This is a genomic window from Bacillus sp. 5mfcol3.1, assembly GCF_900114335.1.
Taxonomy (GTDB): domain Bacteria; phylum Bacillota; class Bacilli; order Bacillales; family Bacillaceae_G; genus Bacillus_A; species Bacillus_A thuringiensis_S.
Genome location: NZ_FOST01000006.1, coordinates 52,612 through 67,663, shown reverse-complemented (window position 1 = coordinate 67,663; position 15,052 = coordinate 52,612). Strand labels below are relative to the sequence as shown.

The window sequence follows — 15,052 nt, the reverse complement described above, 5'->3', positions numbered from 1 at the left end:
TGGAACCACTGTAGGGTTTCATTTCTCATGTTTGAATCAGTTGATGGTAATTATGTTTCCGCATTTCATAATTATTATCAGTGATATATGTAAGGCATCCATATGAAAATAAGAGGCTGTTCAAAGGTTTTCCGTACTTTTGGGCAGCCTCACCCCGTTAAAAGGACGATACTTTATGTATCGTCCTTTTTGTATAAAAAAACATCCAATCAATTGAGAGATTGATTGGATGTAAAAACATTATTAATAATGTTTTTTGCGTTTTGTAGCTAAAATACTTAATAATCCAGCTAGTAGAAGGACGATACCTACTGTTTGTGTAGGGTCTTCTTTATGACCTGTATTTGGAAGGTGTTTATCCGTATTTCGATCATCTTGCTGTTTGTTATCTGTTTCATTTGATGTTTCTTCGGAAGTTCCGTTTTTGTGTTTCTCAGATGTTTCATTGCCTTTGTTTTCTTCTTTATTTGGAGGAGTAACTGGCTTGTCATCTCCACCTGACGAAGATTCAATCTTTTTATTTGAAACTGTAATTTGTAGTGGTGTAGCTTGGGCTTTATCAATTGTAAAGTTTATTGGTGATGCATCTAATTGATAGCCTTTAGGAGCCTGTGTTTCTACTAATTGATAATTACCAGGTTTCAAATCATTTACGATTACTTTTCCGTGTTGGTCTGTTTTTAAACCTTCTCGGATGATTTTTCCATCTTGGTCTAAAATATTGAAAATGGCACCTTCAAGTGTTCCATGGTGATCAATATCAACTTTAGTTAACTCAATTGAACCTGTTGTTAAACTATTTAAAGCTGTAACAGAGGTAATCTGAGATTGTCCTTTCGTAATTGTGAAAGGAATTGGTTTAATGTTTAAATCATAGCCAGTTGGAGCTTTCGTTTCAATGAACTGATAATCTCCTGGACGTAAATCAGAAACAGAAATCTTACCATCTTTATCAGTAGTTAAATCAGAATGAACATCCTTACCGTTCATATCTACAATTTTAAAGATAGCCTCTGCAAGAGTAGTACCATCGATGTCATCAACTTTAGTTAATTCAACTGCGCCTTTAGTTAAGCTGTTAGTAGCAGTAACAGAAGCTTTAGCAGTTTGACTCTTTTCAACAGTAAACTTGATAGGATTTTGGTTTAAGTCATAATGCTTAGGAGCTTTCGTTTCAATAAACTGATAATCTCCCGGACGTAAATCAGAAACAGAAATCTTCCCATCTTTATCAGTAGTTAAATCAGAACGAACATCCTTGCCGTTCATATCTACAATTTTAAAGATTGCTCCTTCAAGAGTAGTACCATCGATGTCATCAACTTTAGTTAATTCAACTGCGCCTTTAGTTAAGCTATTCGTAGCAGTAACAGAGGCGATTTTTTCTTGGCCTTTTTTAACTGTGAACTTAATAGGTGTTTTGTTTAAGTCATAGTGTTCAGGAGCTTTTGTTTCGATAAACTCATAGTCTCCTGGCGGTAATTCATCCACAACTAAACGGCCGTTTTTATCAGTAGTTAAATCGGTACGAACATCGTGTCCATCCTTATTAACAATTTTAAATACTGCACCTTCAAGTGTTGTGTTTTGCTTGGCATCATCAACTTTAATTAACTCAACACTACCTTTCGTTAAGCTATTAATAGCTGTAACGAAGACATGCTTTGTTTGACTTCTTTCGATTGTAAACTTAATTGGTTCTTCATTTAAGTCGTAATGTTTAGGAGCTTTTGTTTCAATAAATTGATAGTCTCCTGGTTGTAAGTCTTTAGCGATGATTTTTCCGTCTTTATTGGTAACTAAATTCGTACGAATGTCGTTACCGTTCAGATCAGTAATTTTAAATACCGCACCTTCTAGCATTTCTTTCTTATCTATAGAGTCAACTTTCGTTAATTCCACGCCACCTTTTGTTAGGCCATTCTTAGCAGTAACAGAAGCGTGAGTTAGTTGACTTCTTTCGATAGTGAAGCTAATAGGTGTTTTATTTAAATCGTAATGCTTAGGAGCTTTCGTTTCAATGAATTGATAGTCTCCTGGGCGTAAGTTCGTAGCAGTAATCTTACCATCTTTATCAGTAGTTAAATCAGTGCGAACAATTTTACCTTTCGCATCGATGATGTTAAACACTGCATCAGAAAGTTTTGTATCTGGATTTATATCATCCACTTTTATTAATTCTACAGCACCCTCAGTTAAGCTATTTGTAGTAGTAACTTGGAGCTTTTCTTTTTGGCTTTTCTTAATTGTAAACTTAATAGGTGTACTATCTAATTTATAGTGTTCAGGAGCTTTCGTTTCAACAAACTGATAGTCCCCAGGACGTAAATCAGAAACAGAAATTTTTCCATGTACATCTGTTGTAAGCTCAGTACGAATCTCGTTACCATTCAGATCAGTAATTTTAAATACCGCATCTTTAAGAGCAGTACCATCTACATCATCCACTTTAGAAAGTTCCACAGCGCCTTTCGTTAAGCTATTTGTAGCTGTAACGGAGATAGGATCAGCTTGGCTCTTTGTAATTGTGAATGGAATTGGCTCTTTGTTTAAATCGTAGTGTTTCGGAGCCGTTGTCTCGATGAATTGATAATCACCAGGACGTAGGTCAGAAACGCTAATTTTACCTTGTTGATTCGTAACAAGATTTTTGCGAATTACAGTACCATTCATATCCACAATTTTAAATACTGCGCCTTCAAGAATAGTGCCATCGACGTCATCCACTTTAGAAAGTTCCACGCCGCCTTTTGTTAAACTATTTTTCATAGTAACGGTAGCAATATCTTTTTGGCTTTTTTCAATTGTAAATATAATTGGTTTTTTGTCTAAATCATAGTGTTCAGGAGCCGTTATTTCAACGAATTGATACGTACCAGGACGTAAGTTTTCGATAACGATTTTACCTTCACTGTTTGTTTTTAAATCTGTTTTAAGTACTTTGCCATCTTGATCCAGTAAATTAAATACTGCATCAGCAAGTTTTGTTTGAGTGTTTAAATCATCAACTTTAAGTAATTCGATACTACCTTGTTTTAAGCTATTTGTAGCAGTTAAAGAAATAGCTTTCTTCTGTCCTTTTTCAATAGTGAATTTGATTGGTGTTTCATCTAAAACGTAATGCTTAGGAGCTTTCGTTTCGATAAATTGGTAATCACCAGGACGTAGGTCATTAATTTCGATTATTCCTTGTTCATTTGTAACAAGGTCTTTATGAACTACATCACCGTTCATATTAACAATTTTAAATACTGCATCTTTAAGAACAGTGCCATCAACATCGTCTACTTTAGAAAGTTTAACTGCACCCTTTGTTAAAGCATTTGTAGCAGTGATATGAAGAGTTTCAGTTTGGCTCTTTTTAATTGTAAATACGATAGGTTTTTTATCTAAATCGTAATGTTCAGGAGCAATTGTTTCAACGAATTGATACGTACCAGGACGTAGGTTTTCAACAACAATTTTACCTTCATCATTTGTTTTTAAGCCTTCTTTAACTAGCTCTCCGTCTGCATCTAATAAATTAAATACGGCGTTAGCAAGTTTTGTAGTTATATCAATATCGTCAATCTTTGTTAGTTCAACGCTACCGTTTTTCAAAGCATTTTTGCCTGTAACATTGATCTCTTTCGTTTGACTTCTTTCAATTGTAAATGGAATCGTTGTTTCATCTAATACATAGTGCTCAGGAGCTTTTGTTTCAATGAACTGATAGTCTCCAGGGCGTAAATCAGAAACAGAAATTTTACCGTTTTTATCTGTAACAAGATTCGTATGAACTTCCTTACCATTCATATCCACAATCTTAAAGATTGCACCTTCGAGCATCGTACGATCGATGTCATCAATTTTTGTTAATGTTACTGCACCTTTCTTTAAACTGTTAGTAGCAGTAACAGTAATATTCTCTTTTTGACTTTTTTCGATAGTGAATGGAATAGGGTCTTTGCTTAAGGTATAGTCTTTTGGAGCTTTTACTTCAATAAATTGATAGTCTCCAGGACGTAAATCAGAAGCAGAAATTTTACCGTTTTTATCAGTTGTTAAACCTTTGCGAATTACCTTTTTAGTATCATGAGCGTCAACGATTATAAATTCTGCACCTTCAAGAGTAGTGCCATCAACATCATCAACTTTTGTTAAAGTGACGCCACCTGTAAGTAAACTATTTTTTACAGTAACAGGGATAGGAAGATCTTCCTTACTACCTTTTTTAATTGTGAACTTAATAGGTGTTTTGTCTAATTTATAATGTTCAGGTGCTTTTGTTTCGATAAATTGATAATCCCCTGGTGCTAAATCAGGAATAACTAACACTCCGTAATCATCTGTTGTTAAATCTTTCATAATTTCTTTGCCAGTTGCATCTTGCAATGTGAATACAGCGCCGGCAAGAGCTTTACTACTTTCCACATCATCTTCTTTAATAAGTTTAACTTTTCCTTTCGTTAAACTATTTTTAAATGTAAGTGGAAGGAGTTTTTGTTGTCCTTTTTCGATTGTAAATTCAATTGGTTCTACATTTACATCGTAATAAGTTGGAGCCTTTGTTTCGATAAGCTTATAGTTACCAGGACGTAAGTCATCTACAACTAGCATTCCTTTACTATTCGTAACAAGGTCCGTACGAACATCTTCATTAGTATCTCTATTAACGATTTTAAATACTGCACCTTCAAGTGTTTCCTTTTCATCTGCAGCATTCACTTTTGTTAACTCAATACCGCCTTTTGTTAAGCTGTTTTTAGCGGTAACAGTAGCCTGAGTTGTTTGACTTTCTGTAATCGTAAATTTAATTGGTTTTGTATTTTTGTCGTAATACTTCGGTGCTGTTACTTCGATAAATTTATAATCGCCAGGGCGTAAGCCAGTAGCGATAGCTTTACCATCCGCACCAGTTTTTACATTTTCGCGAATAACTTTCTTTTCATCATTTGCATCAACAATTTTAAATACAGCACCTTCAAGAGCTGTACCATCGATATCATCAACTTTTGTTAATTCAACATCTCCTGGTTTTAAAGCATTTTCAGCTTTCACAAGTAGAGTTTCTTTCTGACTTCTATCGATTGTAAATTCAATAGGTTCTGCTCGTAAAACGTAATGTTCAGGAGCAGCTATTTCAATAAATTTATACGTACCAGGACGTAGGTTACTAACTTTAACTTTACCGTGTTTATCAGTAGTTAAGTTAGTGTGAGGGGAAACGTCATTATTATTTGTATCGACAAGTTTGAATACAGCACCTTCTAGTGGTTTTTTCTCACCAAACTCATCAACTTTTAATAATTCAACCTCGCCCGTTTTTAAGCTGTTATTTGCCGTAACAGTAGCAAGAGCTTGTTGGCTTTTATCAATTGTAAACTCGATAGGGTTTGTACTTAACGTATAATCCTTAGGAGCTTCTGTTTCGATAAATTTATAAGCACCAGGCTCTAAATCTTTAACGGTAACTTTTCCATCTGAACCTGTTTTTATATTTTCACGAATTACTTGTTTCTCGTCATTCGCATCGACAATTTTAAATACAGCACCTTCAAGGGCAGTGCCATCGACATCATCGACTTTCGTTAAAGTGACACCACCTTTAATGAGGTGATTTGTCGCTGTAACAGTAAGTGCTTTCTGTTGGCTCTTTTCAACTGTAAATTTAAGCGGTTTTTTATCTATTTCATAATGTTCAGGTGCTTTTTCTTCAACAAATTGGTACTCTCCAGGAAGTAAATTTTTCGCTTCGATTTGTCCGTTACCATTTGTCGTTAATTTGGTATAACCAGGAATTCTTTTGTTATTTCGGTCCCGTACACTAAATACTGCACCTTCTAAAGTATTACCCTCTTTATCAACTTTTGTTAGGATAACTGAGCCTCTAATCAAGTTGTTTTGGGCCTCTTTATTAATTACTGTTGTTTGATCTTCCTCGATTGTAAATTCAATAAGTCGATCATCTAATTGATAATGCTCAGGAGCCTTTATTTCTTTTAAGTAGTAAGTTCCTGGTTTTAAATTATCTACAGTAATTTGTCCTTTATCATTTGTTATTAATTCTTTATGTTCAGGAATGACATTATGGTTTTGATCAAGCAGAGAGAAAACTGCATTTTTAAGCTTTTCTTTGTTATGAGCATCAGTCTTTGTAAGTACTACTTTTCCAACAAATTTCTCGTTTTTAAGAGTATATGTTGTAGTTTCTTCTGCACCAAGCTTAACAAGTTTACCTGCTTTTAATTCTTTACTAATGACATAGCCATCAAGAGTTTTCATTTCTCTAAGCAGATATTCATCGCGTTTTAAGTTGTTAAACTGAGCGATACCATTGTCGTCTGTTGTAATTGTTCGAATAGCAGTTGTACCTGTGCGATCGAATAAAGTAAATACTACGCCAGATAAAATTTTATTTGGATCTGCATTATCTACTTTTTTAATTTGAAGGTTTCCGCGTCCCTTAGTAGCAGAACCGCCTCCAGATCCAGAAGATACTTTAACTACTATTTCTTCAATTTTTTCAGTTTCTGTTAATTTCAAACTATTACCAGTAATCTTCGCTTTATTGCTTACCTTTTCATTATTGTCTGCATTAATGAGTGAACGGTATTCTAAAATATAAGCTCGATCAATAGTATGAAGAAATTCAATTGTAAATTGTTGTTTCCCCGTATTGTTGTCTGTTGTTATTTTGAGTTTATAGTCTTTTCCTTCTTTTAATTCGTTTGTTGTATCTTTCGTTAAAGTGCCATCCACGGCTACTGTTGTCCCATATAGGTGGAATGACTTTTCATCGAGAATTTGATTGTCTGTCGGATCGTCTGTTACGACAGCATTTTCAATCGTTGATTGACTTGCATTAATAGAAACGCTCCAATCAATGTACTTGTCATTTTGTTTTGCTTTTTTCGTAACGCCGCTACCACCATTTTTGATCTCGAATGCACCATGAATATTGGCGATAGTTTCCGATCCATCTTTTAATTTGGCGTAATTATCATAGCGCTTATTAATTTCTTCACCTGCAAGTGAAGTTTTAAAGCTGATATGGTACGCTGTTTTAATTTCATTTTTAAAATGAATCGTTAATGTATTTTTATTATCTTTCGTTGCATTTTCTACCGTATATTCGTCAGGGGAAACAAGTGCCCCTAATTTATAACCGTCTGCACCACCAGTTAATTCCATATGATGAATCTCAATGGAGTCTGGTATAAGTTTTTGATTGTTTTCTAGTACGTCAACGATAGAAGGGTCTTTAATAGTCCTGTTATTATAGTTAAACCCTATGTCCCATTTGATTTCTTTCGTTTGGGCATTGTAAGAACCGTATTTAAATCCGTTTCCTTTTGTATAGCCGTCAGGATTGAATCTATCATGAGATTTACTATTTTTATCGTTCCCATTTATATCTTTCCATGATAACTCAGCTGTATTTTTGAATGATTTATTATCATCCTTTTTAGATAGAGTCTCGTAATTAAAGTCTGTTGTGTACGTGATGGTTAAAGTTTTATCCATATTAGACTTATAACTACCAGCTAGTGTTACTTTGAATCCGTCAGCTGTTACATCAAGTGTGTAATCAGAGTCTAATTTCAGTTCAGTTGATCCATCAGTAATTTTGAAACTATCTTTTTGTAATGTAAGTCCACTATAGTCAAACGTATCAGTGATAACAGCATCATTTAACACGTAATTGTTATCATTTACAATAATTGTCCATTTCGTTGTTTTCTTATTGTAATCTGTATCGTTTGCATTTTTATTATGTTTCTTTATGATGTTTTGTTGTTGTAATGTAACTTTGTTTGTTTTACTCCATTTTCCATCTGCAATAATTGTATTTTCGATTTCGCCATCTTGTATAACATCATTCTTGGCTTTCGATGTATAAGTAATCACATAGGCACTATTAATATCTTCATTAAATTGTAAATCAAATCCCTCATCGGTTTCTTTTACAGTAAAGTTTGTGGCGTTGTCACCTGTAACAAGTTTTCCGTTATTATCATAAGAAGCATTTTTAACCACGATAGAACTTGCATCAACTTTATGAGATTTGTCCAAGATGTCTTTTAAAAGCGCATCAGATTGTTTAATATCTCTTTGGTCACCGTTGAAAGTAATTGTCCATTCAATTGTTTGTGTTTTTGGATTATATTTACTAGTTTTCTCTAGATGTGTACCGCGTGAAACAGTTACAGTTGCATTTGCGGATACATCTCCTTGATTCTTGCTGGATACTTTTGCTTCATTTTTGAAACTAGTAACACTTTCGTCAGTAATTTTTGTCGCATATTCAACTTGATATGCTTTTTTCGTTTCATTTTTAAAAGCGATATTTAATTTATCGGAGGATGAAGTGAGTGTATATTCTTCTTTACTAACTTCGGCTCCACGAGTCGTTTTCCCGTTAATATCTACTTCTAACTCATAAACCTTAATAGAATCTTCATTGAGACTGGCTCCATTTGGAATATTGTCTTGGAAGACAGCGTTTGTAAGAATGTCTTTTGTTTTGTTCATTTCGACTGTCCAATTGATTTGATTCGTATTAATCGGTCTATCAGGTATACCTTTTTTATTCATAGATTTCTTTACATTAGGTTTGAAATCAAGCTCGATAATAACGTCTTGTTCTTTAATTGGGAAAGGAATTTTTTGTTCCGTAGTCCCTTTAATTTTTGTTTTATTGAATTCCGTACCAACTTTTAAATGACCATCTATATTAGGATTGTCTTCAACGTACTCGTTAAAAGTCATAGTTACTTTTCCGTTTAAGTCAACAACGAACGTCCCAATTTCATGTCCTGTTCCATCAACTAAAGGCTGTGTAATGGTGTTGTGGACGATAAAATATTCCGGAAGTTGGAAAATATAGTAATCTCCCTTTTTTACTTTTAATGATTCTAAAACTTCCCATGTAAAATCGATATTGGCAGCAGAATCAGGATTTGGACGATTATCTGTATCATTAAATGGTTTTCCGTCTTTATCTGTTAATTTTACGCTTGTTAAAATATTTTCTTTAATTTGCTTAGGTGATGGGTCTGGATTTTCAACAGGTTGCCCTGTTGTGTTATCACCAGGGTTCTCAGTAGGTTGCTGTGTCCCGCCATCTTTTGGCTGTTCCGTAGGCTGCTGAGGATTCCCGTTTTTCGGCTGTTCCGCAGGTTGCTGAGTGTTCCCGTCTTTTGGTTGTTCCACAGGTTTCTGCTGTGTCTCACCATCTTTTGAATGTTTCGCAGGCTGCTGAGGATTCCCGTCTTTTGGTTGTTCCGCAGGTTTCTGCTGTGTTTCACCATCTTTTGGCTGTTCAGTAGGTTGCTGTGCGTCACCGTTCTTTTGCTCTTCGGTAGTCTGCTTAGCATCATCACTATTAATAGTAGGTGAAGTAGGGTTATCTACTTGAACAGGAACTGAGATAGTCTTAGCTACTGTACCTAGAGGGAAAGTGAGTGGGACGGCTTTTATGCCAGGTTTTAAATCTGGATTGAATACAGTGTCAAATTTAATTTTTCCCTTAACACCTTTTGAATCTTTTACTGAATCGTTAAAGACTATTTTCATTTTGTTATCGTTTGCTGTAACAAAATATTGACCAATAATTTGTTGATCTGCCATTAAGTTTCCTTGTTGGTCATTTTTTACTTTTAATGCATTAGGTATTTGAAGAACTGTTGAATCTTTTTCTTGTGCAATTTGATGATCTTTTATTGACCAAGCATATTCTAGGTGAATGATTGATCCTATCTTTATTAAGTTTTTAGGATTTAATGCTTCGTCAATAATATGATTCGTTGCATCTTTCATTTCAACAGTGTCAAATAAGGAATCTCCTGTTAAGGTTTCCGCTTTTACTTGATTGTATGGAAAACTAGCAAGTTGCGAAAATAGTACGAATACAATTAAACATACATTGAAAAGTTTTTTCATTTTTCCTCCTCTGAACATTCATTTGTCCATTGGGGACTTATTCCACATGAACAAATGGAATATTAAAAGTATTTGTTATAAGCTATTTATTTTTGCTATCCCTCCGTTTCTATACGCGTTCTCAGACAAGTAGGATTATGTTCAAAGTAAAATTGTTTAACGTAAAACACAATGTATATTTACACAGTTCTATGGAAATATACACAATTCGACAAAAAATGTCGAAAAAAATACTGATATAAAGAATGATATCAGACCTTTATATGTGAGATAGTTTTCATGTATATCTAGTAAAAAAGAATGGTTATAAAGGTAAGTTTTACGATACATACTAACCAATGTAGTGTATCCCTTTGTGAAGGCTTATTTTTGCCTTAAAGTTATGTGGAGATAAAAAGCTAGATAGGGTTGGTTTTGGTCAGAATGAAGACAATATGTACTTTGAAAATAGTCATTTATTTTGTCTAAAGAGAGTTGTGCGATTAGTGGACCGAAGTTGAAAGATGATAGTTTCTTACATTGTTAGAGGAATATAAGAATTACAGAATATTCGACTAACACGTTACTACGGTCATTTTTGAGACTGTTTAAACAATAAGAAAGAAGGTGTTTTACTCCTTAGTTACAATATCTTTTTAGTAAAGATAAGCTTAAGTAACCTCCGCTAAAGATTATATACTTAAATGATAAAGAGTTCAACAGTATTTCACATATTTTCCCAAAAATAAAAACGGCTGTTTTATGTGGAATAAATCTACAAAACAGCCGTTTTTGGTATTAGATTTCTGTTAAAATTATTGGTTCGCCGCGCGTTACGACAACGGTATGTTCACATTGTGCAACAAGACTTTTATCAGGTGTAACGAATGTCCAGCCGTCGTCACCACGTTCAATAATATGATCAGCTTTCATAGAGATGAACGGTTCTACAGCGATAACAAGACCGTCTTTTAGAAGCGCATTATCCATTGGATCATAGTAACTTAAAATGTGATTTGGTGCTTCATGTAAGCTAAGACCAATGCCGTGACCAGTTAAGTTTTGAATAACATTGTATCCACTTTTATGTGCAAAGTTTGAAACAGCACGACCAATTTGATTTTGTTTTGAGCCAGCTCTAACCTTTTTCATTGCTGCCCAAAATGCATCAACCGCTGCTTGGCACAGCTTTTCTTTTGCTTCGTCTTCTCCAAGAACAAATGAGATACCTGTATCTGCATAATAGCCATCAAGTGCAGCAGATACATCGACGTTTACTAAGTCGCCTTCTTTTAATACGCGATCTCCTGGAATACCATGAGCAACTTCCTCATTTACACTAATGCAAGTTACACCTGGGAAATCATATTCTTTTTCAGGTGCAGAAATAGCACCATGCTCATCTAATACTTTTTTACCGATCAAATCAAGCTCTTTCGTTGTCATACCTGGCTTCGCTTCTTTTTTCATTTCTTCACGTGCAAGCGCAACGATGCGGCCGATTTTTCGTAAGCCTTCTAAATCTTGTTCATTACGAATAATCATGAAAACCACTGTCCTTCCTCGAATATATATCTTAACCGATTGTATCATGTTTATTTTCGTCCTGCTACTCGCTTGCGGTATGCAGCTTGATTCCTCTCATAAAGAATACATGACAATTGTCATATCGATGTCATGACGCATCATACTGTTTCCTAAGTTTTCCAAGTAATACAATGTAAATATAAGAAACAGCGGGGGTGGAGAGATGGAAAAGATTATTGAAGTAAATGGTGTTTCTAAAACATTTAAACATAAAAACGCAGTAAATAATGTTTCATTTCATGTAAATAAAGGGGAAATAGTAGCGTTACTTGGTCCGAATGGTGCGGGGAAAACAACGACGATGTCGATGATGCTTGGATTAAAGGACCCAACAGAAGGTAAGGTCTTTATATTTGGAAAGAGTCCAAAGCATAGAGATGTTCGTAATAGCCTCGGTGCGATGCTGCAAGAAGTAAGTGTCATTGATAGTATTACAGTCGAAGAGGCAATTGAGTTGTTCCGTAGTTATTATACGAATCCGGTAGAGAAAGCAACGTTATTACAGCTATCAAATTTAGAATCGGAGCGAAAGCAAAGATGTGAGAAGTTATCAGGTGGGCAAAAAAGAAGGTTGAATTTTGCGCTTGCACTTGCGGGAAATCCAGATTTGTTATTTTTAGATGAGCCGACAGTCGGAATGGATATTACGTCTCGAAGAATGTTTTGGGAAACGATTCGAAAGTTAGCAAGTGAAGGGAAAACAATTATTTTAACGACGCATTATTTAGAAGAAGCAGATGCTTTAGCAAATCGTATCTTATTATTTGCGAACGGAAAGATTATCGCAGATGGTACACCAGACGAAATGAAAGCGACGATTTCGCGAAAAACAATCACATTTTACTCGAAGGAAAGCATTCCTACAAAATTACTAAAGGAATTACCAAATGTAACAGAAGTTAAGTCAAACGAAGGACGCTTCATTTTAACAACAGAGGATACGGATGCAACTTTAAAAGCCATTTATCAAAGGAGTTTACCTGTAACAGATGTTTCAGTTGAACGTGGAAGCCTTGATGAAGCATTTGAACAGTTCGTCGCAAATCAGAAGGGGGAAATCGCATGAGAGCGTTATGGATGCAGTGTAAAATAGAAATTTTACGTACATTTCGCAATAAATTATTTATCTTTTTCTCATTATTAATGCCTGTTATGTTTTACTACATTTTCACAAATGTTGTTCAAGTACCACAAAACGGAGATGCGTGGAAAGCACACTATTTAATTTCGATGGCAACTTTCAGTATTGTAGGGACTGCACTCTTTAGTTTCGGTGTGAGACTTTCTCAGGAAAGAGGGCAAGGATGGACACATCTTTTGAAAATCACACCACTTCCAGAGGGTGCGTATATAACTGCTAAAATTATTGCCCAAACAGTGGTGAATGCTTTTTCAATCTTAGTTATTTTTATAGCAGGGATATTGATTAATCATGTTGAGTTAACAGTAGAGCAATGGATTGGTGCGGGGTTATGGTTATTGTTAGGGGTAACACCATTTTTAGCATTAGGAACAGTAATAGGTTCCATTAAGAAGGCGGACGCAGCTGCTGGCTTAGCAAATATCTTAAATATGAGTTTAGCTATAGTTGGCGGGTTATGGATGCCGATTGAAGTATTCCCCAAAATATTAAGAACGATTGGTGAATGGACACCGACATACCATTTCGGAAGTGGTGCGTGGGATATTGTAGCTGGAAAATCAATTGGATGGGAAAATATCGCGGTATTAGGAGGTTATTTCCTTATATTTGTTGTAGTATCAATATATATAAGAAAAAGACAGGAAGCGGTATAAATGATAGAGAAGAAGAGGATTGAGATTTTTCCGAAACATATGGGATTCTTCCCGTATATGTGGTTTGTTTATCTATTATTTCCAATTTATCACTTAGCGCAGGCATCAGGATGGAAGCTTGTAATAGGAAGCGGTATGTTGATAATTTTTATCGTCACATACCGTCAGCTTTATTTTGTTCAGAGGACGTTTGTTTTTTGGGCGTGTATTCAAATGGTACTCATCTTTTTATTTGCTTTATTTTATAATCCTTTTATGATATTTTTTGGCTTTTTCACAGCAAGTGCGATGGGATTTGCGCCAAATAAGAAAGTATTTCGAGTGCTGTTATGTTCGTTAGTTATCATGCTTGGAGCATTTTTATTTGTAAATATGAATCAACTAACAACTACAAGTTTAGTAAATATCGTTCCGATGTTTATTTTAATGCTTCTTACGCCATTTGGTATGCGCAATTTTAATCAGAAAAAGATGTTAAAGAACCAACTGAATGAAGCAAACGAGCAAATTAAAGACTTAGTAAAACGTGAAGAACGGCAGCGGATTGCAAGAGATCTTCATGACACATTAGGACATACGTTATCTCTTATTACTTTGAAAAGCCAGCTTGTAGAGAAGTTAATTGTGAAAAATCCGGAGCGTGCAAGTGTGGAAGCGAAGGAAATTACACAAACGTCTCGTACAGCCTTAAAACAGCTGAGAGAATTAATTTCTGATATGCGTATGATTACGGTAGAAGAAGAGCTAGAGCAAATAAAAGCGATCTTACAAGCAGCTAATATTGAATTAGAAGTGAGGCAAGAAGCCAGCTCGAGTTCGTTATCACCAATTGAACAAAATATTGTCGGGATGTGTTTACGTGAGGCTGTTACGAATGTTGTAAAACATAGCAAGGCAACGCGGTGCACAGTTTCTGTATTAGAATCGCAAGGTGAGCTGATTTTGAAAGTAAAAGATAACGGAATCGGTTTAACAGATCAAAATCATGATGGAAATGGTATCCGCGGCATGAAAGAACGAATTGCTCTTATTGATGGATTTGTTGAACTAGGTACAATCAATCCAGGGACGTTGTTAACAGTAAAAGTTCCAGTTGTAATTAGAACAGGAAAAGATGAGGTGAGGGCATGATTCGAATTATTCTTGCAGAAGATCAACGGATGCTTCGTGGTGCATTAGGGGCCCTACTTGATCTAGAAGATGATATCGAAGTAATTGGGCAAGCGGCAAACGGGGAAGAGGCGCTAAAATTAATTAAATCGTTAAAACCGGATGTAAGTATTATGGATATTGAAATGCCGATTCAAAGTGGATTAGATGTTGCTGAAGCGTTAAAGAAAGAAAAATCATTATGTAAAGTAATGATTTTAACAACATTTGCAAGGCCAGGATATTTTGAAAGGGCAATGAAAGCTGGTGTGCACGGTTATTTATTAAAGGATAGCCCAAGTGAAGATTTAGCGGCAGCAATTCGTAATGTAATGAAGGGAAAGCGAGAGATCTCCCAAGATTTAATGTTCGGCCTATGGCAGGAGCAAAATCCGTTGTCAGATCGCGAAAAGGAAGTATTGTTGCTTGCGAAAGAAGGAAAGACGGCAAACGAAATTGCGAAGGCACTTTATCTTTCACCGGGTACAGTACGTAATTATATTTCTGAAGTATTAACGAAGCTCGACGCGAAAAATAGAATTGAGGCAATTACAATTGCGGAAGAAAAGGGTTGGATGTAAAAAGAAGGTTACCTATGAGAGGTGACCTTCTTTTT

6 protein-coding genes are annotated in these 15,052 nt (G+C 35.2%); 4 read left to right on the top strand and 2 right to left on the bottom strand.

All coding sequences use genetic code 11. The features are described from left to right. Positions 1-243: 243 nt before the first annotated feature. Both BM089_RS24095 and map read right to left on the bottom strand, forming a co-directional pair. Positions 244-9,924: a SpaA isopeptide-forming pilin-related protein gene (locus tag BM089_RS24095; RefSeq protein ID WP_090978305.1), complete on the bottom strand. Its 9,681-nt coding sequence runs from the start codon at positions 9,922-9,924 to the stop codon at positions 244-246. 777 nt (positions 9,925-10,701) lie between these two features. Next, positions 10,702-11,496 carry a type I methionyl aminopeptidase gene (map, locus tag BM089_RS24090; RefSeq protein WP_100910518.1) on the bottom strand — a complete coding sequence of 265 codons (795 nt, stop codon included), beginning with the start codon at positions 11,494-11,496 and terminating at the stop codon, positions 10,702-10,704. Between the two features lie 157 nt (positions 11,497-11,653). Here map and BM089_RS24085 point away from each other — a divergent pair, with 157 nt between their 5' ends. Genes BM089_RS24085 through BM089_RS24070 form a run of 4 tightly spaced genes read left to right on the top strand, consistent with a single transcriptional unit; the run spans position 11,654 to position 15,017 of the window. After that, positions 11,654-12,556, top strand: a complete 903-nt coding sequence (locus tag BM089_RS24085) for an ABC transporter ATP-binding protein (protein WP_090978303.1) — start codon at positions 11,654-11,656, stop codon at positions 12,554-12,556. Further along, a complete protein-coding gene (locus tag BM089_RS24080) occupies positions 12,553-13,287 on the top strand; it encodes an ABC transporter permease (RefSeq protein ID WP_090978301.1) in 735 nt (244 codons plus the stop codon). The genes BM089_RS24085 and BM089_RS24080 overlap by 4 nt, the downstream gene beginning before the upstream one ends. Continuing rightward, positions 13,288-14,418 (top strand): sensor histidine kinase, encoded by a 1,131-nt coding sequence (locus BM089_RS24075; protein ID WP_090978299.1) that lies wholly within the window; start codon positions 13,288-13,290, stop codon positions 14,416-14,418. Beyond that, positions 14,415-15,017 carry a response regulator transcription factor gene (locus BM089_RS24070; RefSeq protein WP_090978297.1) on the top strand — a complete coding sequence of 201 codons (603 nt, stop codon included), beginning with the start codon at positions 14,415-14,417 and terminating at the stop codon, positions 15,015-15,017. Before BM089_RS24075 ends, BM089_RS24070 begins: the two co-directional genes overlap by 4 nt. Positions 15,018-15,052: the final 35 nt, after the last annotated feature.